This is a genomic window from Stenotrophomonas sp. Steno-C15 (assembly GCF_056393265.1).
The window spans coordinates 60,445-83,726 of sequence record NZ_JBWJPF010000012.1; the positions used below are offsets into that span (position 1 = coordinate 60,445).

Below are 23,282 nucleotides of genomic sequence, written 5' to 3' on the forward strand. Positions count from 1 at the left end.
CGTGGGTTCTCCTCAAATGGGGGGCGACCTCAGCGGTCGCGGGGCAGCTTCTTCTCTTCGCGCAGCACGCCGAACGCGGCCAGCGTCATGAACGCGGCCACCGCAACGCCTCCGATGAACACCACGTGCGAACCGAACAATGCCAGTCCCTTGTGCACCCAGGTGAAGCTCAGGTCGGCACCACGATAGACCACCGTGTCGATGGCCGCACCGGCCTTGTAGCGCCATTGCCGGTCGACACGGGTATAGATCGTCTCGCGTGCCGGCTTGGCCAGGGCGAACTCGCTGGCCCGGGTCATCACCTGCACCACCGCCACCATCAGCGGCATCGGCGACGCCGCCAGCACCGAGAAGCCGATCAGGATCGCGAAGCCGGGAATCAACAGCGCCGGAGCGATGCCGTGGCGCGACAGCAGCCAGCGGGTCAGGCCCAGCTGCATCAGCAGGGCCAGCGCGTTCACCGCCAGATCGATGCGCGAGAAAAATGCGGTGCTCGCCGCAGGGTCGGTGAACGACGCTCGCACGATGCTGGCCTGCTGGTTGTACAGCAGCGTTCCCACGCCGACGCCGAACACCACCATGATGGCCAGCCAGCGCAGCAGGGGCTCGCGCGCGATCAGCTTCAGGCCATCGAGCACGCTGCCGCCCATCGGCTGCTCGCCGGAGACCAGTTGCTGCTCGCGTTCACGCAGCACCGCCCAGTGCCGCAGGCGCCAGATGCACAGCAGGCACACGATCAGGAAGCCGGCCGAGACCAGCATCAGGTTGGCGATACCCACCCGCTGCACCAGCGCACTGGTGATGATCGGGCCGAGGAACGCGCCGAGCGTGCCGGCCGCGCCGATGTAGCCGTAGTACGCACGGGCCTGCACGTTGGAGAACACATCCGCCATGAAGCTCCAGAACACGGCGACGGCGAACAGGTTGAACACCATGACCCAGAAGAAGAAGGCCATGCCCCGCCCCGGCACGCCGCTATCGAACAGTGCGTAGAAGCCCAGCAGGGTCGCGATGAAGAAGCCATACACGGCCGGCAGGAATACCCGCCGCGGAAAGCGGCTGACCAGCCAGCCATAGACCGGCTGCAGCACCAGCATGATCACGAACACGCAGGAAAACAGGAACTGCAGGACGAAATCCTTCAGTGCGATGCCGTGGCTGGCGAACCAGGCGATCAGCACCGGCGGGAACACCGTCTCCAGGTCGGCCGAGGCCGCCATCGCCTCGCGTACCGGTCGCAGCACGTAGTAGCCGCTCAGCAGGCAGAAGAAGTAGAGGAACGACCACCACAGAGCCGGGGACTCGCGCAGCGCTGCCAGCAGCCCGCGCAACGGCCTCCCGTCCTGCACCGAACTCATGCGGCGCCCCACGCCAGCAGGCAGCGGTTGGACAGCGGCATGGCAGGCTCCGGGGGGCGGCAAAGCGCGTACGTTAGCCAATGCACTGCAACATCGCCAGCGCGGCACGCCGGTGGCACCGCAGGGGACTCGCACGGGCGACCGCCGACACGTTCGGATACACAATCCGGCAGCGTCAAAATTCCAACTTTTTCAACGAGATGCGCATTCATCTTCGCTTTGTTTGTGCACAGGCGAAAAGCGGCGCTAGAATCGCCATCAGCAGTCGCGCACGGGTCCAACCGATGAAAAAGAACAGCCTGCGTCGTCCGATCCGTTCGGCGGCCACCGGTTTGCTGGGCATGCTGATGCCCGTTGCCTTGTCCACCACCGCGCAGACCCCGCCGGCCTTGCCGCCGATGCCGGCCAACATCGAGACCGCGGCCGCGCCGGCCGTCGCTCATACCCAGCCGGCCGCTTACCGTACCGGGCTGACGCCGCAGGTGCAGGCGCCCGCCCCCGGCTTCAACGTTGCCAACATCGAATCGATGGCGCAGCAGCTCACCTATGGCGAGCGCGTGCCGGGCATGGCGGTGGCGATCGTGCAGGGTGGACGCGTGCTGAGTGCGCGCGGTTACGGCGTCACCGACGTCAACAATCCGCTGCCGGTCGATGCCCATACCGTGTTCCGGCTGGCCTCGCTGTCCAAGGCCTTCGCCGGCACCATGGCCGGCCTGCTGGTCAATGACGGCACGCTGCGCTGGGACAGCAAGGTCACCGACTATGTGCCCGGCTTCCGCCTCAACTCGCCGGAAGCCACCGAGCGTCTGACCGTCGCCGACGTGCTCAGCCACCGCGTCGGCCTGCCCTACAACGCCTACGACCGTGACATCGAAGGCAACGCCGAGTACTACGCACTGACCCAGAAGCTGGCCAACACCAGCCTCAAGTGCCTGCCAGGCGACTGCTACGCCTACCAGAACGTGGCCTTCAGCCTGATCGGCGACGTCGTCTACGCCGCCTCCGGCAGCTTCTACGAGCAGGCGGTCGAGCGCCGCATCTTCAAGCCGCTGGGCATGAACGATGCCAGCCTCGGCCTGGCCGGCATCCAGGCCAGTTCGCGGTGGGCACGTCCGCATGTGCGCAGCCGTAATGGCTGGGTGTCACTGACGCCGAAACCGACCTACTACCGGGTCGCGCCGGCGGCCGGCGTCAACGCCAGTGCCAGCGACATGGCACAGTGGCTGCTGGCCCACACCGGTCATCGCCCCGACGTGCTGCCGGCACCGCTGCTGGCCACCCTGCATTCGAGCCTGATCAACACGCCGGGCGAAATGCGGTCGGGCTGGCGCCGCGAGCGTCTGCATTCGGCCGGCTACGCGCTCGGCTGGCGCACCTTCGATTACGCCGGTCATGACGTGGTGTTCCACGCCGGCGCCGTGCAGGGCTACCGTGGCCTTGTCGCTCTGGTCCCGGAGCGTGATCTCGGCATCGCGATCATGTGGAACGGCGAAAGCGGCCTGCCCAGCGGCCTGCTGCCGACCGTGCTCGACTCCGCGCTTGGCCTTCCCTCGCAACGTTGGCTGGACGTGGATACCGACTTCGGCAGCGACAACCTGATGGCCGAGGGCGCAAGCCCGGCGCAGCAGGACAAGCGCAAGGGCAAGGGTGCATCCAGCAACCGCGCGGTCGCCTCGCCGCGCTGAACCGGCACTCCCTGGCATCACCGGAAGGGCGGCCCATCGGTCGCCCTTTTTTCTTGCGGGCTGCAGGCAGGGGATAAAAAAACCCCCTCCTCGCTGGGCAGCCGAGGAAGGGGTTTCAGGGTACGGCTATCGGGAAGTACTTAGATCAGCGGCGCCGGAGTTGCCGGCAGAGCGACCGGAGCGGCCTTCTTCTTGCGGGCGGCCGGCTTGCGCTTGGCGACCTTCTTCGCTGCCTTCTTCGGGGCAGCCTTCTTGGTCGCCTTCTTGGCCGCCTTCTTCGCAACCTTCTTTACGGCCTTCTTGGTCGCCTTCTTGGCGACCTTCTTGGCCGGCTTGCGGGCAGTGGTCTTCTTGGCGGCCTTCTTTGCAGTCTTCTTCGCTGCCTTCTTGGCGACCTTCTTCACTGCCTTCTTCGCGGTCTTCTTCGCCGGCTTCTTGGCTACCTTCTTTGCCGCCTTCTTCACTGCCTTCTTCGCAGTGGTCTTCTTGGCGACCTTCTTCGCAGCCTTCTTCACCGCCTTCTTGGCGGTCGCCTTCTTTGCGACCTTCTTCACTGCCTTCTTGGCAGCGGCCTTCTTAGCGACCTTCTTCACCGCCTTCTTGGCGGCGGGCTTTTTCTTCGCAGCTTTCTTGGTTGCCATGGGATGGCTCCTCGTCAGTGATAGGGAGTTGAAACGCCCAGGTGGATCAAACCCGCGGATGCTGCGTGCGGGGACCGCCGGCGCGTCAGGCGCGCCGTTACGGATGCGGCAATGCCTGCCTCGATCGGCGGAGCAGGCATCGGAACGGGAGTTGCCTTGCATTTCTCCGGGGGAAGCGGGGCCATGTCCACCGTCTTGGGGATCGCGGTGGCTTTCGAGGGGCTGCTTCGCATCGGACGATTGATTCTGCGCACTCGGTTGGGCAGGCAAGGTCTGCTGAGGCGAAACCTAATCACGCTTTTTTTTACTGTCAACAACCCCCGCGAAAAATTTTCACATTGGCGCCGTCCCGGACACCGTCTCCAGCGTCCTCGTTTCGCTTCCGCAGACACCGCTGGCGTGCACAACACGACCGCCACGCGCGCCACTGCGTGCGCGCGCGCTCAAGAAAAAACACTTGAAATAAGCACTCTGCGTAGATGCGTGCCATTCCTGCGCCACCTCGCGCACGCACCCGGGCTACGTATCGCAGCGGCCTGCCGCGCCACCACAACGGGGCCGCAACGAGGCAGGAAAAGTTTTCACATTCGAACGCGCCGGCGCGGGGTGGAAACGCGGATTTGCGCAAAACTGCGCGCGTCCGAAGACACCCTTCCGAAGCGCCTGATGCCGCGTCGTGGGTGTGCAGCGAACCGGGCGTCATGAGTCCGGCGCGTTCGCCGGAACGAAAACGGCCACCCGAAGGTGGCCGTTTTCAAACCAGGAAACAACGACTCAGTGGTCGTCGTTCTCCAGGACTTCGGCGTAAGCGTCCGGGTCCAGCAGCTCGTTGATCTCTTCGGCGTTGGACAGTTCGACCACGAACATCCAGCCCTCGCCGTAGGCATCTTCGTTGATGGTTTCCGGCTTGTCGGACAGCGCCGAGTTGACCTCGACGACCTTGCCGCTGATCGGGCTGTAGACGTCCGAGGCCGCCTTCACCGACTCGACGACAGCGATCTGCTCGCCGGCCTTGGCGTCGGCGCCGACCTCCGGCAGTTCGACGTAGACCAGGTCACCCAGCAGGCCCTGGGCGTGGTCGGAAATACCGACGGTAACGCGGCCATTGCCTTCGACACGGGCCCACTCGTGGGACTTGAGGAACTTGAGGTCGCCGGGGATCTCGCTCATGGGACTGCTCCAGGATTTGCAGGGGGTGGAAAAAACGGGGCTAGTGTAACCAACCGGCCGCCACTGCTGTCAGTGACGTCCGGCACGTTCGGATCAGGCGTCGGCGAGCACGCCGGGCTGGGCCTGGCCTTCGCGCACGAAGGGGAACTTGACCACGCGCACCGGCACCTGCCGGCCACGGATATCGACCGTGACCTGGCCGAGGTCACCTGCCGGCACTCGGGCAAAGGCGATGCCCTTGGCCAGCGTCGGCGAGAAGGTGCCGGACAGGATTTCGCCCTGGCCGCCGGCCGTGGTGACTACCTGGCCGTGGCGCAGGACACCCTTCTCGTCCATCACCAGGCCGATCATCTGCCGCGCATTGCCGGCGGCCTTCTGCGCTTCCAGCACGTCGCGACCGATGAAGTCACGGCCTTCGTCCAGCGACACCGTCCAGGCCAGTGCGGCTTCGTACGGGCTGATGGCTTCGTCCATGTCCTGGCCGTACAGATTCATGCCGGCCTCCAGGCGCAGGGTGTCGCGGGCACCGAGGCCCGCCGGCTTCACGCCTGCAGACAGCAGGCGGTTCCAGAACCCGACCACGGCCTCCTGCGGCAGCAGGATCTCGAAACCGTCCTCACCGGTGTAACCGGTACGGGCAACGAACAGTTCGACGCCCTCATCGGACCGCACCTGCAGCGCGGCGAAGCGGCCGAGCTTGCCCAGCGCCTCGCGGTCGGCGGCGCCGACCAGACCAATGACGAGCTCGCGCGCCTGCGGCCCCTGTACGGCGAGGATGGCCAGGTCAGGACGCTGTTCAACGGACACGTTGAACGGAGCGGCCTGCGTACGCAGCCAGGCCAGATCCTTCTCGCGGGTGGAGGCGTTGACCACCATGCGGAAGAAGTCCTCGCCCAGGTAATAGACGATGAGGTCATCGATGACGCCGCCCTCGGCATTGAGCATGCACGAGTACAGCGCCTTGCCCGGCACCTTCAGCTTGTCGATGGAATTGGCCAGCAGGCGGCGCAGGAACGGCTTGACCTGCTCGCCGCGCAGGTCCACCACGGTCATGTGGCTGACGTCGAACACGCCGGCCTCGCGACGCACCAGATGGTGCTCATCCAGCTGCGAGCCGTAGTGGATGGGCATGTCCCAACCCCCGAAATCGACCATCTTGGCGCCGAGGGCGCGGTGGGTATCGTTGAGCAGCGTCTTCTGGGTCATGACCGTTCCGGCAGCAGAGGAAACAAGAACCCCCATTATCCCAGATCGATCGCCCACGGGCGTGCCGCACCGCAGCGGTTCCCGCACGCACCGCCCGCAGGCTCAGCTGGCCGCTTCAACCACCAGCGTGCTGCCCTGCACCGCGACCACCCGCACCCGTGCCCCGGCCGGCAGTTCCGGACCGCTGACCTGCCAGTACGCATCGTCGATGCTGACCCGACCCTGCCCGTCCGTGATGCCCTGCTGCAATGGCACCACCCGACCGATCAGCTGCTCGGCGCGGCGGTTCAGCAACGGCTTGTCGCTGGCGCGTGCCCGCGACCTGCCCCAGCGCCGGTAGCACTGGATCGAAAGCACGCTCAGCACGACGAAGGCGACCACCTGCCACAGCAGCGGGATGCCGGCAAAGATCGCCACCAGCACGAACACCGCTGCAGCGCCGATGCCGATCCACAGCATGAACGCGCCGGGCAGCAGAGCCTCCGCAGCGAACAGGAGCAGGGCCAGCGCCCCCCAGGCGACGACGTCCCAGCGCATGTCAGCCTCCGATCGGCGGCGGTCGCTTGCCGGCCGCCTTGTTGTCCTGGCTCGCCAGCGCCTGCTTGGCCAGCTCGGCCACGCCGGCGATGGAGCCGATCACCCCACTGGCCTCCATCGGCATCAGCACCAGCTTCTGGTTCGGCGAGCTGGCCAGTTCCTTGAACGCTTCCACGTACTTCTGGGCGACGAAGTAGTTGATCGCCTGCACATCGCCCTCGGCGATCGCCGCCGACACCACCTTGGTCGCCATCGCTTCGGCTTCCGCCAGGCGCTCGCGTGCCTCCGCATCGCGGAACGCTGCCTCGCGCCGTCCTTCCGCCTCCAGCACCGTGGCCTGCTTCTCGCCATCGGCGCGCAGGATCTCCGACTGCCGCGAGCCTTCCGCCTCCAGGATCTGCGCACGCTTCTCGCGCTCGGCCTTCATCTGCCGCGCCATCGCGTCGAGCAGATCGCGGGGCGGCTGGATGTCGCGGATCTCGATGCGGTTCACCTTCACGCCCCACGGGTTGGTGGCATGGTCGACCACGCTGAGCAGCTGGGCATTGATCACCTCGCGCTGGCTCAGCGATTCGTCCAGGTCCATCGAGCCGATCACGGTACGGATGTTGGTCTGGACCAGAGCGATCATGGCCACTTCCAGGTTGGCCACCTCATAGGCGGCCTTGGCGGCGTCCAGCACCTGGAAGAACACCACCCCGTCGACGCGCACGGCGGCGTTGTCCTTGGTGATCACTTCCTGGCTGGGTACATCCAGCACCTGCTCCATCATGTTCACCTTGCGCCCCACGCCGTACACGATGGGGATCAGGAAGTGCAGGCCGGGGGTCATGGTGTGGGTGTAGCGGCCGAACCGCTCGACAGTCCATTCATATCCCTGCGGCACCATGCGCACGGCCTTGAACAGGATGACCACGGCCACGAAGGCCAGTACCACGGTAAAGAACATGGTCGGGAACATCAGGCTTTCCTTATCGGTAGACGTCCAACCCCGAGCATAGCGTGTGAATGCGGCGTGCACACGTTCTCACCACCGCACCCGCCCGCGCAGGATGTCGATAAACATCACCCAGTCGCCCAGGAACGAGTACAGCGGGTGGCGGAACGTGGCCGGGCGGTTCTTCTCGAAGAAGAAGTGCCCCACCCACGCGAACCCGTACCCACAGGCCAACGCCGTCAACAGCAGCAGCGGCTGGCCGCGCAGGATCGCCGCAGCGACCAGCAGCAGTACGCCGCAGCTGCCGATGAAGTGCAGTCGCCGCGACACGGGATGGCGGTGCTCGCTGAGATAGAACGGATAGAACTCACGGAAGCTGGAGAAACGGGACATGTGCGCACTCCCAACGCCACGATCCGCCCCATCATGCCCCTTTCCGGCGGGCCTCGCACTGCCGCGGTCAGCCCGGCTGGCGCGGCCCGAACATGATCACCGCCATGCCCGCCAGGCACAGTGCAGCACCCAGCAGATCCCAGCGGCTGGGCCGGACGCCATCGACCAGCCACAGCCAGAACAGCGCGGTGCCGATGTACACGCCACCGTAAGCGGCATAGACGCGGCCACTGGCGGTCGGATGCAGGGTCAGCAGCCAGGCGAACAGGGCCAGACTGGCCGCCGCCGGCAGCAGCAGCCAGACGCTGCCTCCTTTGCGCAGCCACAGCCACGGCAGGTAGCAGCCGACGATCTCGGCCAGCGCGGTCAGCAGGAACAGGCCGAGTGTCTTCATTCCTTCTCGGCGGCCTTGGCGTGCTGCCAGAGCGCTTCCTGCGCGTCCAGGTCCAGCGAGGCGAGGGATGTGCCCTGTGCCTCGGCCTGTGCCTCCATCGCCCGGAAGCGACGCTCGAACTTGTGGTTGGCACCGCGCAGCGCGGCGCCCAGGTCGATGTCGGCGTGGCGGGCCAGATTGGCGCAGACGAACAACAGGTCGCCCAGTTCCTCCTGCAGCCGCGCCTTGTTGCCGGCGATGTCGCCGCGCTCGAACTCCTCGCGCAGTTCCTGCAGTTCCTCGGCGGCCTTGTCCAGGACCGGCAGCGGGCCCGGCCAGTCGAAGCCCACCTTGGCCGCGCGCGACTGCAGCTTCACCGCGCGTTGCCACTCCGGCAGGCCCCGCGAGATTCCAGCCAGGGCGGAATGGTCCTGTTCGCCCTTGGCTGCCCGCTCCGCGCGCTTGATCGCATCCCAGTTGCGCATGACCCCATCGGCATCATCGACGCTGACATCGGCGAAGACATGCGGATGGCGGCGCTGCATCTTGTCGCTGATCGCGCGGGCAACCTCTGCGAAAGCGAACGCCCCCTGCTCTTCGGCCATGCGAGCATGGAATACCACCTGCAGCAGCAGGTCGCCGAGCTCGTCGCAGAGATCATCGAGGTCACCGCGATCGATCGCGTCGGCGACTTCGTAGGCTTCCTCGATGGTGTACGGGGCAATGGTCGCAAAGTCCTGCTCCAGGTCCCACGGGCAGCCGCCCTGCGGATCACGCAGGCGGGCCATGATCGCCAGCAGGCGTTCCAGTTCCGTGCTGGCGGCACTGCCGGCGGTGGGGGTGTCATGCGCGCTCATGCGGCCTCCAGGTCAGTCGGACAACCAGTCGCGCCACGGCAGGCTGGTATCGCCAAGGGCGATGAAATCGCCGTTCAACAGCGTCTCGCGGCGGTTGTAGCGGAAGGGCTTGCCGGTCGCCGCCGAGAGGACCGCGCCGCCCGCCGCGTGCAGCACGCACTGGCCGGCGGCGGTATCCCATTCGGAGGTCGGGCCGAGCCGCGGGTACACATCCAGGCCCGCCTCGGCAATGCGGCAGAACTTCAGCGACGAGCCCTGGGCGATGGTCTCGATGCGGCCCATGCGCGCCAGCAGCGCTTCGGTTTCCGGCGAGCGGTGGGAGCGGCTTGCCGCCACCCGCAGCGGAGCGGTCGCCGGGCTGCGCGTGCGCAGCACGGTGTCGTGCAGTCCCTGCCGGCGGTACGCCAGTTCGCCGCGCATGGCGTGCCACAGAATGCCGGTGACCGGCGCCAGCACGACGCCAAACGCCGGGGCACCCTGGTAGATCAGGGCGATGTTGACGCTGAATTCGCCGTTGCGCTTGACGAACTCGCGGGTACCGTCAAGCGGATCGACCAGCCAGTAGGCGCCCCAATGGCGGCGCAGTTCCCAGGGCACCTGGGCCGACTCTTCAGACAGGATGGGCAGATCCGGGGTCAGTTGCCGCAGACCCTGCTCGATGACCTGGTTGGCGGCCAGGTCAGCGGCGGTCACCGGACTGTTGTCGTCCTTGATCCGCACGTCGAATCCTTCGGCGTAGACCTGCATGATGGCCTGGCCGGCTTCCTGCGCGATGGCGATCGCGGTCTCGCGCAGATCCGTGGTCAGCTTGATCATCGGGCTCCCTGCAGCCACTGGCGGGCGATGAACAACGCCGCCAGCGAGCGGCCCTCGGAAAAGTCCTCGCGCAGCATCAACCGGTCCAGCTCGGACAGCTTCCAGGGCACCACCTCCAGCTCCTCGGGCTCGTCACCGATCAGCTTTTCCGGATACAGGTCGCGCGCCACCACCAGCCACGACTGGTGGCTCATGTACGTCGGCGCCAGCGTCATGGCGCGCAGCACATCGACCCGATGCGCGCCATAGCCGGCCTCTTCCTTCAGTTCGCGATCGGCGGCCTGCTCGGGGGTCTCGCCGGCATCGATCCGGCCCTTGACCAGGCCAAGCTCGTACCGATGTACCCCGGCCGCGTATTCACGCACCAGCAGCACCGTCTCGTCGTCGAGCATGGGCACCACCACCACCGCACCGTGGCCACGACTGACCAGGCGCTCGAAGCGGCGGCGTTCACCATTGGAGAATTCCAGATCCAGATGCTGGCGCTGGAAGGGACCGTTCTCTTCATCGGTGATCCGATGGATGATCGGCAGGCGACGGCTGGCACGGTCATCGTTCATGCGGAATCTCCGCGGCGGCCGACGCGGGCGCCGGGGCCGATAGAATGTGCAGGCAGCAACATGTTCATGAGCCCGAAATGCTAGCAGACCCAACCCCCTCCCCGCTGGCCCTGCACTGGCGGCAACGCGACCTGCAGGTGCTGTGGCATCCGTGCACACAGATGCGCGAGCATCCCGACACCCTGCCGCTGGTGCCGATCGCGCGCGGCGAGGGTGCGTGGCTGATCGACCATGACGGCAACCGCTATCTGGATGCCGTCAGCAGCTGGTGGACGAATCTGTTCGGCCACGCCGAGCCCCGCATCGGCGGCGCCATCGCGGCCCAGGCCGGCCAGCTGGAACAGGTGATGCTGGCCGGCTTCAGCCATGAGCCGGCGATCACCCTGGCCGAACGCCTGCTGGCACTGGCCCCGCGGCAGGCCGGGCGCGATCCGCTGGCCAAGGTGTTCTACGCCGACAACGGCTCGGCCGGGGTGGAAGTGGCACTGAAAATGGCCTTCCATTACTTCCATAACCGCGGCGAGACCCGGCGTACGCGTTTCATCGCGCTGGAAAACGGCTACCACGGTGAAACGCTGGGTGCGCTGGCGCTGGGCGACATCCCACTGTACCGGCGGGTGTACGCGCCGTTGCTGGCCGAAGGGCTGTTCGCCCCCTCGCCCGACGCCTACCTGGCCGAGCCAGGGCAGAGCGCCGCCGAGCGTGCGCGCCAGGCCGCCGATGGCCTGGCGACGCTGTTCGACCAGCACCCCGGTGAAGTATGCGCGGTGATCCTGGAACCCCGCCTGCAGTGCGCCGGTGGCATGCGCATGCATGATCCGGTGTATCTGCAGCGCGTGCGTGAGCTGTGCGACGCGCACGGTGCGTTCATGATCGCCGACGAGATCGCCACCGGCTTCGGTCGCACCGGCACGATGTTCGCCTGCGAACAGGCCGGGGTGATGCCGGACATGATGTGCCTGTCCAAGGGCCTGACCGGCGGGTTCCTGCCGCTGGCCGCGGTCCTGGCCACGCAGGCCCTGTACGACGCCTTTCTCGACGACTCCCGCGAGCGTGCGTTCCTGCACTCGCACAGCTATACCGGCAATCCGCTGGCGTGCGCTGCGGCGCTGGCGACGCTGGACATCTTCGGCAGCGACGATGTGATCGCGCGCAACCGCGGCACCGCATCGGTGATGGGCACCCTCGCGGCACCGTTTGCCGACCACCCGCATGTGGCCGATGTGCGCCAGGCCGGCATGGTGGTGGCATTCGAACTGTCGCGCGGCGGCGACAGGCGCACGCCCTTCGACCCTGGACTGCGGCTCGGCCTGCACGCGTACAAGGCAGCACTGAAGCGCGGCGTGGTCCTTCGCCCGCTGGGCGATGTGCTGTACTGGATGCCACCGTACTGCGTGGACGACGAACAACTGGATCTGCTGGCGCATACCACGCTGGCCGCCATCGACGAGGCGATTGCATGCGCGTGACCCGCTGTCCCATCGACCTGCCGCTGCACAGCGGCCAGACCGTGACCCTGCCCGAGGAGACCGCCAACCACCTGGTGCGGGTGATGCGCCTGCGCGAAGGCGATGGCTGCGTCCTGTTCAACGGCGATGGCCATGACTACGCTGCGACGCTGACCGTGGTCGGCAAGCGCGAAGTGCAGGCACGCATCGACAGCGTGCAGGCCATCGACATCGAATCGCCGCTGGCCATCACCCTGATGCAGGGCATCGCGCGCGGCGAAAAGATGGACCTGATCCTGCAGAAGGCCACCGAACTCGGCGTCAGCAGCATACTGCCGGTGAACGCGGAACGTACCGAGGTGAAGCTGGACGCGGCCCGCGCGGAAAAGCGCGTGGCGCACTGGAACAACGTCGTGCAGTCGGCCTGTGGCCAGTCCGGGCGCGCGCGCATTCCACAGGTGGGTGCCCCGCTGTCGCTGGCGCAGGCGACCGCTGCGCTGCCCGCCGATACGCTGCGGTTGACCCTGGACCCGATGGGTTCGCACCGGCTGTCGACATTGGCAGCGGCGCCCGCGGGCGGCATCGTGATCGCGATTGGTCCGGAGGGCGGCTGGTCGCCACGCGACCGCGAGCAGCTGGCCGCCGCCGGCTTCCAGGGCCTGCAGCTGGGCCCGCGCATCCTGCGCACGGAAACCGCCGGGCTGGCCGCGATCGCCGCGTTGCAGGCGCGGCTGGGTGATCTCGGTTAGGTCCACCGACAACCTGCACGCCAACGGCAGCGCCGGGCCATGCCCGGCGGCCTGTGTCCGGGGGGCGGCCTCAGGCCGCCAGTGAAGCCAGCGCGCTTTCCAGTGCGTCCAGATTCGGCAGCAGCGCGCTCTGCTCACCCAGCAGTACGCGCATGTGCACGATCTGCGGCAGGGTCTCCTCCGACGCATCGGCCAGCAGGCCATCGCGCGGCACCGAGATCAACTGCGGGAAGTTCTGGGTCAGCAACGCGTAATACGGCCGCTGCTGATCGCCGCTGAGCGCCTTCAGTACCACCACCTTGTTGTGGACACCGGCTGCCTCGTCCCCCAGCCCCGAAAGCCGTGCGAATGACACCAGCGGCACCTGCCAGCCATGCCAGGCGATCTCGCCAACCAGCCAGCGGGGGGCGTCGGCCACCGGCTGCACCGGCACCCGCGACATCATTTCAGCCACCGTGGCATTGGGCAGCAGCACGCGTTCGTTGCCGGCCTGGATCAGGACACCACGGATTTCATCGTTGCTGGCGTAACTCATGGAGCTTCTCCGTTGTGGTCACCCTCGCCCCAGCGCGCGGCGATGATCTGCGCCAGTTCCTGCGGTTCGCCAGCGGCCATGCCGGCGGCGACCACGGCGGTGGCGGCGGCCGGGTCGTAGCATCCCTCCCCCACCTGCCCGGCCACCCACGCGCCCGCGGCAGCCAGGTCCAGCGCCGGCCCGACATGGCCCAGATCGGCACCGCTGAGCAGTACCAGTGCGGTGTACTGGGCCGGCAACGCGGCAATCGAGATGCCCTGCGCGTCGGTCAGGAAATGCAGGCCGTCGCTGGCCGCGCGGACGCCGATGTCATCGGCCAGCACATGCACCTGCCCGGGCGTGGCGCGCTGGCCGGCTTCGGCCAGCTGCACCGGCAGCGGCGAGACACGCGCCATCTGCTTGACGAGATTGCCGTAGCGGCCCCCATCCAGGCGCATGTGCACCAGCACCGGCACCGCCAATGCCGAAGGCAGCGCGCCCAGCAGGCGACGCAACGCATCAGGGCCACCGATCCCGGCCAGCACCAGCAGCGCGCCCGCGCGTGCGCCGGGCGGGGCGGCCGCATCCAGGTCGACCAGGCTCAGGTGGTCGGTATCGAACGACGATGAGCGCGCCTCGACCTCCGCTGCGGCGTACGCCGGGGTGGCGGCATCGGCCGACTCGTCCACCAGCGACCACGCGGTGTGATCGAACGTCACCGACGGTGCCGTGGGGGGTTCTGTCCGTGCGACCGGCGCTTCCGGCGGTTCGGGCACGATCGGCTGCAGCGCGGCCAGAGCGTGTTCGAACGCGACCGGTTCATGCAGCTGCGCCGGCGGTGCGTACAGGCCATCGGCTGGCACGTCGTCGGCCCAGCGGTGTGCCTGTTGCAGGTGCGTCTGCAGCGCTGCCTCCTGCGGCGCAGGTGGCGGCGCAGGACGGCCTGGCTCCAGCTGCAGGGCCGGTTCGTCCTCGGCGCCCGGCGGCAGCACCTGCTGGTGTCCATGCAGCTTGGCGGCCAGGTGACGCCCCCAGCGCTGCGCCTCCCAGCCGTTCCGGCGCGCGGCCAGCTCGGCTTCGTCGAACACCAGGGTCAGGCCGGGGGCCGACAGCACGGGCTCCAGGCGTTCCAGTGCGTCCTCGACCGCCGCTTCCAGTGCGATCACCACGAACTGCGGCCGCGCGTCATGCAGCGCCTGCGGTTCAAGGCCATTCGGATCGTCTTCCAGCACGATCTGCACGTCGGCGTGCGCCAGCGCTTCGCGCAGGCGCTCACGCGCCGCGCCAGGCCGGGCCAGCAGGGCGACGGCCGGGTTGGCGGCTTCACTCTCGGACACGGGCGATCCCCAGCAGGTCGTACACGTTACGCATCAGGTCCAGCTCCTGATAAGGCTTGCCCAGGTAGCGCTGGACGCCGATCTCGAAAGCGCGCTGCCGGTGCTTGTCGCCGCTGCGCGAGGTGATCATCACGATCGGAACGTCCCTGTAACGCGGGTCGGCGCGCATCGCGGTGGCCAGCTCGTAGCCGTCCATGCGCGGCATCTCGATATCCAGCAGCATCAGGTCGGGAACACGCTCCTCCAGCCGCTCCAGCGCTTCCACGCCATCGCGGGCGACGCTGACCTCGAAGTTGTGGCGCTCCAGGATGCGGCCGGTGACCTTGCGCATGGTCAGCGAGTCGTCGACCACCATCACCAGCGGCACCTGCCGTTCCTGACGCGGCGCGTTGACCAGCACCGGCGGCGTCGGGTTGGCCAGGTAACGACGCACCAGCGGCGCCACGTCCAGGATCACCACCACACGGCCATCGCCGGTGATGGTGGCACCGTAGATGCCCGGTACCGACGCGATCTGCAGGCCGACCGGCTTGACCACGATTTCGCGGTTGCCCAGCACCTGGTCGATCGCCACGGCAGCTCGCAGGTCGCCGGCGCGGACCAGCAGCAGCGGCACCTGCGCCTGGCCCTCGGCACGTGCCGGTGCCTGGCCGACCAGGCTGCCCAGGTCGTACAGCGGATAGTCTTCGCCGCTGTAGCGATAGCTGCTGTCGGCGGCCTCGAAGCGCTCGCGCGAGAGGCGGCCGATACCGCTGACCGAAGCCACCGGCACGGCAAAGGTGGTTTCGCCGATCTGCACGAACACGGCCTGGGTAACGGCCAGCGTCTGCGGCAGGCGCAGGGTGAAACGCACGCCCTGGCCACGCACCGACTGGATATCGACCGAACCACCCAGCTGGCGCACTTCATTGCGCACCACGTCCATGCCCACGCCGCGGCCTGCCAGCTGGCTGACCTGGTCGGCGGTGGAGAAGCCCGATGCGAAGATCAGGTTGTCCAGTTCGTGATCGGCAGGCTGCGCGTCGGCGGCCAGCAGGCCACGGTCGATCGCGCGGCGACGGATCGCCTCCCGATCCAGGCCGGCGCCGTCATCGGCCACGTCCAGCACGATTTCCGAGCCTTCGCGATGCAGGCGGATGGCAATCTCGCCCTCTTCCGGCTTGCCGGCGGCACGGCGCTGCTCCGGCGCCTCCAGGCCATGGGCCACCGAGTTGCGCAGCATGTGTTCCAGCGGCGCGACCATGCGGTCGAGGACGTTGCGGTCCAGTTCGCCATGGGTGCCTTCCAGGGTCAGGTGGACCTGCTTGCCGGTGTCGATGCCGGCCTGGCGCACCACGCGGCGCAGACGCGGCACCAGGCCGTCGAACGGCACCATCCGCGCACGCATCAGGCCATCCTGCAGCTCCGAACTGACGCGCGACTGTTGCTGCAGCAAGGCATCGTACTGCCGCGAGAGATCGTCCAGCACGCCCTGCAGGCCGCCCAGGTCGGCGGCGGACTCGTTCAGCGCACGGCTGAGCTGCTGCAGGGTGGAGAAGCGGTCCAGTTCCAGCGGATCGAACTTCTGGTCGGCCTGGTCCTGCTCACGCTGGTAGCGGGCAACGATCTGCGCTTCGGTCTCCAGGTCGAGGCGACGCAGCTGGTCGCGCAGACGCGCGTTGGTGCGTTCAAGCTCGCCCATCGCGCCGCGGAAGGCGCCGAGCTGCTGCTCCAGGCGCGACCGGTAGATCGCCACCTCACCTGCGTGATTGACCAGGCGGTCGAGCAGATCCGCGCGCACGCGCACCTGCTCCTGCTGGGGACGTGCCAGCGGATCGTCCTCGACCGTGCTTTCGACCGGCAACGGCGCGGACAGCGGTGCATCGACCAGGGCAACGTTCGCGGGTACGACGGTGGTTTCAGTCTCCACCGGGCCAGCCGTGCCGACGGCGGCAGCCGCTGCCGGATCGGTGGCGGTACGTGCCTCGAAAGCATCGACCAGGTCCTGCGCCGGTTCCACCACACGATGCTCGCCGGTACGGGTCAGCAGCTGGTGCAGGCGATCGAAACCGCGCTCGAGCAGCTGCACGTCGCGGCGCTCGATCTCGGTGCGCCCCGCCGCGACCACCTCCAGCAGCGATTCGATGCTGTGGCCGAGGTCGCCGATGGCGTTGATGCCGGCCATGCGTGCGCCGCCCTTCAGCGTATGCAGGTCACGCTGCAGGCCGGCAAGCACTTCGCGGTCCTGCGGCGCATCGCGCAGCTCGCTGATCAGGCCATCGCAGTGATCAAGCAGGTCCTTGCCTTCTTCGACGAAGATGTCGACCAGCTCGCGGTCATACACGGTGAAGTCAAGCAGATCGGCAGGCTCCTCGCCCACGCTGCCTTCCGGTTCCGGTTCCGGTTCCGGTTCCGGCATCGGCTCGATCGGCTCGTGTGCCGGCACGTCATCTTCGGCAACCGGACCCTCGACCGGCGTGGAACCGCCCGGTCCGGCAGCGCCGCTGCCCTGGCCCGGCGCGTCTTCCATCTCGAAGAACGGCGACGGCGGCGCGGCTGCCGGCTGCGGATCGACCGCAGGCTCTGCAAGGGACTCCCCGGCATTCACCGTCGCCGGGGACGGCGGGTCGGCGCTCTCTCCTTCACCGACCGCCGTCTCCCCGCCGACGTCCGCATCCTCGGCAAAGGCATCCGCCTCGCCCGGCGCGAGTTCGCTGGCCTGCAGGCCGAGCACGGACCACTGCCCGTCGTCGGCCGGAGTCTGCTCTTCGTCGATCACATGCAGGCCGGCTTCGAGCGCAGCTTCCAATGTGACCGGTTCCGCAAAACCCGGCGCAGCCATGTCATCCTGCAGGCTCGACAGCGTGCTGTCGAGTGGCAGTGCAGCAGCGTCATCACTCGCATCGAACCCTTCCACGTCATCCCACGACGTATTCAGGTCGATCGTTTCGGTGAACGCAGCGGCGTCCGCCGCCTCATCCGCATCACGGTCGTCGACCGGCAGCGCGCTGGCGTCCAGGTACGGCGACAGGTCGTCCGCGCCTGTCAGCGCGGCGTCTTCGGCCAGCGCGGGGGGCGCATCGGCGACCGCCGATGACACTTCCGCTGCGGATTCATCGGCAGCGAGCGCGACCGGCGGCAGCGTGGCTGCGGCCTCCTGTCCGGTACCGCCCAGCGACGGCCAGCCGGCGTCGAAGTAGCGCGAAAGGTCATCACTGGCCGTGAGCTCGGCCACGTCCAGTCCGTCCTTCGCCGGATCGGCTGCGGGCACGTCATGGGTGTCAGCAGGTGCACTGTCGATCCCGGCGTTGATTTCGGCGTCGATGTCGCTCTGCGCATCGGCAGGAAGCTGCGCGTCCACCTCGTGCGCAGGCTCTCCATCGGTCGCGAGCGCCTCTTCGTCATCCAGCCCCACCAGCGGCCAGCGCGCTTCCGGCAGTTCGCCGGCCAGGGCCTGCAGGCGCTGTACCAGCGCAGGCTGAGGCGCAATGCGCGGCTGCTCCGCCTGCAGTGCTTCCATGGTCGCGGTAATGGCCTGCGCGGTCGCGTCGAGCGCAGCAACGCCCTCGTCGCCCGGCACCACATCGGCAGCCAGGGCCCGCTTGATATAGGATTCGGCGCCGCCCGTGACCGCCGTGATCTCCGGCACCTCGGTCATCGCGAAGGCGCCATTCATGGTGTGCACGGCGCGCAGCAGCGCATCGCTCACCGGCTGTGGTGCCTGCTGCGCCGAGCGCAGCCACGCCTGCAGGGTTGCCTGGTGGACCTCCACCTCGGCTTCGAGTATCTCGCGCAGCACGCTGTCGATATTGGCCGGAGTGCCCTCGACCGCGGTCGCGTTCCCGGCGTCGGCTGTCATCGCCGCTTCCGCTTCGAGAATGCGGCTGATCTCGTCCTCGCCTTCTTCCGCCGCCGGCGCCACCGGTGCGGGCGCCGCAGCCGGCAGCGGCACGTAGAACGTCTCTTCGCCGGCACCCACGCGATCAGCAACGGCCTGCATCGCCTGCAGATCGACACTGATGCGCTGGCCATGACGCAGTGCGTCGCTCAGCTGCGGCAAGGCGGCATGCGCGTGATCAACCATCGCCAGCACGGCCGGCGTGGCCGGACGGCTGCCGTCAAGCACACGGTTGAGCATGCCTTCGATCTTCCACGCGAACTCGCCCAGCGTCCGCGCACCGACCAGACGGCCGCTGCCCTTGAGGGTGTGGAAGATGCGGCGGATCGGCCGCAGCCGGTCCAGATTGTCCGGCTGCGCGTGCCATGCCGGCAGCAGCGTTCCGAGGTTGGCACGCTCGTCGTCGAACTCTTCCAGGAACACCTCGCGGATGTCCTCGTCGATGTTCTCCGCATCATCGTCGAAGCCGGCATCGAAGCCCGCTTCGGACGCAGCCGTGATCGCGACCGGCGCGTCGGCGGCCGATGGCATCGCCCGCGGGTTGAAGTCCTCCGCGGCGGCGCTCAGTTCAGCGAAGAACCGGGCATCGGCCTCGCTGAAATCGATCGGTGCGATGGTGTCAATCTCGATCAGGGCCACCGCCGGTGCTGCATCTGCGGCAGGCGACGCGTCCGCGGCGAGGGTGACCGGATCCGTTGGCTCCGCATCAACGCTGTCCAGCACCGGATGCAGGTCTGCGTCGTCTTCCAGCACCAGCGTTTCCATCGCATGCAAGGACAGCACGTCGTCGGCGTTGTCCAGTGCACCGGCGTCGAAACGGAATACGACCTCATCAGCCGCCACGTCCGCGGCGCCATGCTCGGCGGCCACCGGATCGAATACCGGCGCCGACGTGATATCCGGGGTACCGGATCCGGACGCGAACGTCACTGTGTCGTCGCCGGAGACCGACGGTGCATCCGCCATGTCGTCCACCTGGGACAGCGTCCACTGCGGTGCCTCGGCCGGTGCCGGATCGATCGTTTCGTCGCTGGCCAAGGCCGGCGCATGTGCATCGTCCGCGTGCCCGGCACCGACCTCCACAGCGGCAAGGTCCCATTGCGGCACGGCCGGGGCCGGTGCGCTGGACGCAGCGAACACCAGCGAGCCACCCGCATCGGGCGTCGTCCCCGGTACCGCGACCGGTGCTGACAACCCACCGAACATCAGCCCGTTGTCGGTCACTGGCGGTGCCGGCGGCGGATCGAACACGAAGTCCGGCAAGGCGGCAGCCACACTGCCGACGGCGGGCGCGGCCGTGCTCACATCGATGTCGACATGGCCGGGCTGCAATGGCATCACCTGCAGGTCAACCGCCTCGCGCTCGACCGCCTGCACGCCCTGCGGCGCCTCGTCGATCGCGGCGCGCTCCGGCAGCGGCCAGTAGCGCAGCGCTTCCAGGCTGCTGCGGGTGATCTCCAGAATGTCCTCACGGCCCGGACGACGATCACGCAGGGCTTCGAGGTAGTACTCCAGGCTGGCCATGGCGTCGGCGAGCGTATCCAGCTGGCGCCCGCTGGGCACACGCTGGCGACCGATCAGCTCGGCGTCGATGTACTGCTGCACGCCGCGCAGGTAGTCGGCGGCAGTCCCCAGGTCGAGCATCCGCAGTGCACCGGCGACGTCGCCGAGCAGGCGCGGCACGTCCTGCAGTTCCGCGTGGTTCCAGCTGGTTTCGATGAACGCGACAAAGTGCTCGCGGGCCGCAGCGAAATTGGCGATGGCCTCGTGTGCCAGCACCTCGACGGTACGACGGTTTTCCACGGCGGCAGGGTCATCCTCGCCGCTGCCATCCGCACCCAGATGGGCAACCTGGTCATCCAGCGACGCATCGACGTAGAGCAGCGCGCCGGCGATGTCCAGCAACAGGTTCTCGTCGATCTGCTGGCGGCCCTCGACCACGCCGCGCAGCGCGTCGCGCTGCTGCACGACCACGCCGCGGGCCACGCCCAGGCCCATCATGCCCAGCGTATCGGCCACGGCCCCCAGTTCGTCGGCCTGCGTCTGCAGCTGTTCCGCTGCACCGCCGGTGCGCAGATGCAGGTCCAGCGCATCCTTGATGCGCAGCAGCTCTTCCTTCACCGCGCTGCCGACCGTATCGAGCAGTTCGCGGTTGCGCCCGCTCAGGCTGCCGCGCGCATGGTCGAGCTCGGCTTCGGTGGCGGTGACGCTGTCGGGAGCGAACGCGAACAGGACACTCTCGTTGATGCCGGCCGCACCGCGCGCGGCGCGGATGTCATTGAGCAGCGGCAGCAGCACGATCGGAATGTCGCGGTGGCCGTTCTGCAGGCGCTCCAGATAGTCGGGCAGCAGCACGCTGCCGCGCATCAGCGTGGCGCAGGCCTCGTCGCGATCAGACGCCTGGCCGCTGCCGATCGCATTGGCCAGCTGCTCCAGCTCCTCGGCCACCATTGCCGGGGCGTACAGTTCGACCATGCGCAGGGTGCCCTGCACCTGGTGCAGGTGGCCGGCGCAGATACGCATGCGGCTGGCATCGGACGGATCCTCGGCGTAGTACTCGACCTCGTTGCGCACCTGGCGCAGGGTCTCGTCCAGCTCGGGCTTGACCCAACCCAGCGCTGCGTGGCTCATCGCATCGCGCAGAGTGCTCATTGACAGGCTCCGGTCGCCGCCGCGCGAAGGCCGCGCTGGATCTGGCGTGGGGAATGGAAATGCTTCATCGACGGGTTCCTTGCTCTTCGCCCTGCCCGCGTCACGCCGGCAGCTTGAAGTCGGCGACCGAACGACGCAGGTCGGCAGCCAGCTGCGCGAGGTGGCCGATCGACTCCGCGGTCTGTCCGGCACCCTGTGAGGTCTGGCCCGTGATCTGGCGGATCACGCCCATCGTGCGGGTGATGTCCGACGCGGCTGCGGACTGCTGCTGGGCCGCGATGGAGATGTTCTTGATGAGGGTGTTCAGTGCATTGGACACGCGCTCGATCTCGGTCAGTGCCGTACCGGCGTCTTCGGCCAGACGTGCACCGGACACCACTTCGGCGGTGGTCTGCTCCATCGAGGTGACGGCCTCGTTGGTGTCGGCCTGGATGGCCTGCACCAGGTTCTCGATACGGCGCGTGGCGCCCGATGTGCGCTCTGCCAGGCGCTGCACTTCGTCGGCCACGACCGCGAAACCGCGGCCCGCTTCGCCCGCCGACGCGGCCTGAACCGCTGCATTCAATGCCAGGATGTTGGTCTGTTCGGAAATGTCGTTGATCAGTTCCACGATCGAGCCGATCTCCTGCGACGACTCACCCAGGCGCTTGATGCGCTTGGAGGTTTCCTGGATCTGGTCGCGGATCTGGTCCATGCCCTGGATGGTCTCGCGGACCACGCCGGCACCCTCGGCGGCAATCACCACCGAGCGCTGAGCCACGTCGGCCGATTCGGCCGAGTTGCGCGAAACCTGCTCGATGCTCGCTGCGATTTCGCCGATGCGGTCCGAGGCCGAGGTGATCTGGTTGGCCTGGTGGCCGGCTGCTTCTGCCAGCTGCATGGCCGTCGCCTGGGTTTCCTGGGTGGACAGCGCGACCTTGGCCGAGGTGTCGTTGATGGTCGTCACCAGGTGGCGCAGCTCGTCGACGGCGTAGTTGATCGCGTCGGCGATGGCGCCGGTCATGTCCTCGGTCACCGACGCCTTGACGGTCAGGTCGCCCTCGCCCAGCGAGGAGATTTCGTCCAGCAGGCGCATGATCGCCTGCTGGTTGCGGCTGTTGAACTCCACCTGGGTCTGGTAGCGCAGCTCCTGCTCACGCGAGCGGCTGCGCACGTTGGTGGAGACGAAACCGATGATCGCGATCAGCGACAGCGCACCGGACGCTACACCGATCCAGAAGTTCGGGAACAGGCGGGTATCGGACACCGAGCCGAACGAAGAGAAGGCTTCGAACAGCTTGCGGCTGTCATCCAGCATGTGCGCCGAGCCCTGGCCCAGCGCGGTGGCCGCCGACTGCGCGGCGAACAGCTGGCGCGAGCTGGCCAGGATCGCATCGGCATCGGCCTTCATCGCCTGCCACTGGGTGTGCGACTGCTCCAGCGCGGCCACGGCGGCCGGGCCACGCACTGCGGTGATGCCCAGTTCCTCGTTGCCGTTGCGCAGGCCGTCGAGCACCTGCGAGAACACGGTGATGTCACGCGCCAGTGCGTCGCCCGCGGCGGCCGCCGAAGAGCCGCCCGCACGCATTTCGGTGACCCGTCGGGCCATCGAGCCGGCCACCACGACCTGCTGCAGCGCGCTGTATACCTGCGCGGCCGGCGCACCCGAAGCCGACATCGCGCGCACCACCTCGTTCAGCTGCGCCTGCAGCCCCGGCACCGCGCCAGTGAAGTTGTTGGCATTGCCGGCCAGGGCCAGCACCGCCGGCTCGCTGGCGACCAGCTGCCCGGCCTGCTTGCCCAGCGGCGCCCAGGTTTCACCCAGCGTCGAGATCGCCTGCGACACGCCCGGTTCCTTGCCGTAGCGCCCCTGCAGCGTCGAGACATTCTGTTCGATCGCGTTGCGGGTGGCCTTGAAGGCAGTGAACGCCTGGGCATTGCCGCCCACCGCGTCACGCCCCTGGTTGGCCAGCTGCTGCGACAGCACCTGCAGGTCCGCGGCCTTGGAACCGGCATCGGCCAGGCGGCTGCCCTGCCAGGTCGCTACGCCGGTATTGACGCCGAACAGGATCATCGATGCCAGCAGCAGGGCCAGCCAGAGGTTGCTGCCGCCCAGCCGAAGCTTGCCGGTCTTGGTGGCGTCCGAAGCAGTACTCATCGTTCAACCTCGATCTTCAGTGCAGGGGGCGATGC

Annotated in this window: 18 protein-coding genes; 3 read left to right on the top strand and 15 right to left on the bottom strand. The window is 67.8% G+C overall.

All coding sequences use genetic code 11. The features are described from left to right. Window positions 1-29: 29 nt before the first annotated feature. Window positions 30-1,358, bottom strand: a complete 1,329-nt coding sequence (locus AC06FB_RS11085; RefSeq protein WP_053520263.1) for an NTP/NDP exchange transporter — start codon at window positions 1,356-1,358, stop codon at window positions 30-32. A gap of 284 nt (window positions 1,359-1,642) precedes the next feature. Here AC06FB_RS11085 and AC06FB_RS11090 point away from each other — a divergent pair, with 284 nt between their 5' ends. Then, entirely contained in the window at window positions 1,643-3,043 is a 1,401-nt protein-coding gene (locus AC06FB_RS11090; protein WP_279942212.1) for a serine hydrolase domain-containing protein, read from the top strand. Window positions 3,044-3,183: 140 nt separating this feature from the next. Here AC06FB_RS11090 and AC06FB_RS11095 read toward each other — a convergent pair whose 3' ends face one another. The 10 genes from AC06FB_RS11095 to nudE form a co-directional block, all read right to left on the bottom strand. Then, complete coding sequence (locus tag AC06FB_RS11095; protein ID WP_065174792.1) at window positions 3,184-3,684, bottom strand: histone; 501 nt, start codon at window positions 3,682-3,684, stop codon at window positions 3,184-3,186. Window positions 3,685-4,458: 774 nt separating this feature from the next. Next, window positions 4,459-4,854, bottom strand: a complete 396-nt coding sequence (gene gcvH, locus AC06FB_RS11100) for a glycine cleavage system protein GcvH (protein WP_053520260.1) — start codon at window positions 4,852-4,854, stop codon at window positions 4,459-4,461. A 93-nt stretch (window positions 4,855-4,947) separates the two neighbouring features. Then, window positions 4,948-6,060 (bottom strand): glycine cleavage system aminomethyltransferase GcvT, encoded by a 1,113-nt coding sequence (gene gcvT / locus AC06FB_RS11105; RefSeq protein WP_053520259.1) that lies wholly within the window; start codon window positions 6,058-6,060, stop codon window positions 4,948-4,950. A gap of 102 nt (window positions 6,061-6,162) precedes the next feature. Continuing rightward, window positions 6,163-6,597, bottom strand: a complete 435-nt coding sequence (locus AC06FB_RS11110; RefSeq protein ID WP_053520258.1) for an NfeD family protein — start codon at window positions 6,595-6,597, stop codon at window positions 6,163-6,165. A gap of 1 nt (window position 6,598) precedes the next feature. After that, the gene (locus tag AC06FB_RS11115; protein ID WP_053520257.1) at window positions 6,599-7,558 is read right to left on the bottom strand and encodes an SPFH domain-containing protein; all 960 of its coding nucleotides are present in this window, start codon (window positions 7,556-7,558) and stop codon (window positions 6,599-6,601) included. Window positions 7,559-7,624: 66 nt separating this feature from the next. Then, window positions 7,625-7,927 carry an Mpo1-like protein gene (locus AC06FB_RS11120; RefSeq protein WP_197601056.1) on the bottom strand — a complete coding sequence of 101 codons (303 nt, stop codon included), beginning with the start codon at window positions 7,925-7,927 and terminating at the stop codon, window positions 7,625-7,627. 67 nt (window positions 7,928-7,994) lie between these two features. Beyond that, window positions 7,995-8,321, bottom strand: coding sequence for a YnfA family protein (locus AC06FB_RS11125; protein ID WP_065182615.1), 327 nt, complete (start codon window positions 8,319-8,321; stop codon window positions 7,995-7,997). After that, complete coding sequence (mazG, locus tag AC06FB_RS11130) at window positions 8,318-9,157, bottom strand: nucleoside triphosphate pyrophosphohydrolase (RefSeq protein ID WP_053520254.1); 840 nt, start codon at window positions 9,155-9,157, stop codon at window positions 8,318-8,320. The genes AC06FB_RS11125 and mazG overlap by 4 nt, the downstream gene beginning before the upstream one ends. 12 nt (window positions 9,158-9,169) lie before the next feature. Then, window positions 9,170-9,973, bottom strand: a complete 804-nt coding sequence (gene cysQ / locus AC06FB_RS11135; RefSeq protein ID WP_053520253.1) for a 3'(2'),5'-bisphosphate nucleotidase CysQ — start codon at window positions 9,971-9,973, stop codon at window positions 9,170-9,172. After that, window positions 9,970-10,533, bottom strand: coding sequence for an ADP compounds hydrolase NudE (nudE, locus tag AC06FB_RS11140; RefSeq protein WP_053520252.1), 564 nt, complete (start codon window positions 10,531-10,533; stop codon window positions 9,970-9,972). The genes cysQ and nudE overlap by 4 nt, the downstream gene beginning before the upstream one ends. A gap of 77 nt (window positions 10,534-10,610) precedes the next feature. Here nudE and bioA point away from each other — a divergent pair, with 77 nt between their 5' ends. Next, on the top strand, window positions 10,611-12,002 hold the full coding sequence (gene bioA / locus AC06FB_RS11145; protein ID WP_279942216.1) for an adenosylmethionine--8-amino-7-oxononanoate transaminase: 1,392 nt from the start codon (window positions 10,611-10,613) through the stop codon (window positions 12,000-12,002). Further along, window positions 11,993-12,730 carry a 16S rRNA (uracil(1498)-N(3))-methyltransferase gene (locus tag AC06FB_RS11150; RefSeq protein ID WP_478053699.1) on the top strand — a complete coding sequence of 246 codons (738 nt, stop codon included), beginning with the start codon at window positions 11,993-11,995 and terminating at the stop codon, window positions 12,728-12,730. Before bioA ends, AC06FB_RS11150 begins: the two co-directional genes overlap by 10 nt. Window positions 12,731-12,800: 70 nt before the next feature. On the opposite strand, the gene AC06FB_RS11155 is transcribed toward AC06FB_RS11150, so the two are convergent. From AC06FB_RS11155 to AC06FB_RS11170, 4 genes are all read right to left on the bottom strand, one after another. Then, complete coding sequence (locus AC06FB_RS11155) at window positions 12,801-13,265, bottom strand: chemotaxis protein CheW (protein WP_053518915.1); 465 nt, start codon at window positions 13,263-13,265, stop codon at window positions 12,801-12,803. Further along, window positions 13,262-14,581 carry a chemotaxis protein CheB gene (locus AC06FB_RS11160; RefSeq protein WP_193396745.1) on the bottom strand — a complete coding sequence of 440 codons (1,320 nt, stop codon included), beginning with the start codon at window positions 14,579-14,581 and terminating at the stop codon, window positions 13,262-13,264. The genes AC06FB_RS11155 and AC06FB_RS11160 overlap by 4 nt, the downstream gene beginning before the upstream one ends. Next, window positions 14,568-21,110 carry an Hpt domain-containing protein gene (locus tag AC06FB_RS11165; RefSeq protein WP_478053700.1) on the bottom strand — a complete coding sequence of 2,181 codons (6,543 nt, stop codon included), beginning with the start codon at window positions 21,108-21,110 and terminating at the stop codon, window positions 14,568-14,570. The genes AC06FB_RS11160 and AC06FB_RS11165 overlap by 14 nt, the downstream gene beginning before the upstream one ends. A gap of 100 nt (window positions 21,111-21,210) precedes the next feature. Next, window positions 21,211-23,247 (bottom strand): methyl-accepting chemotaxis protein, encoded by a 2,037-nt coding sequence (locus AC06FB_RS11170; RefSeq protein WP_111186722.1) that lies wholly within the window; start codon window positions 23,245-23,247, stop codon window positions 21,211-21,213. Window positions 23,248-23,282 lie beyond the last annotated feature (35 nt).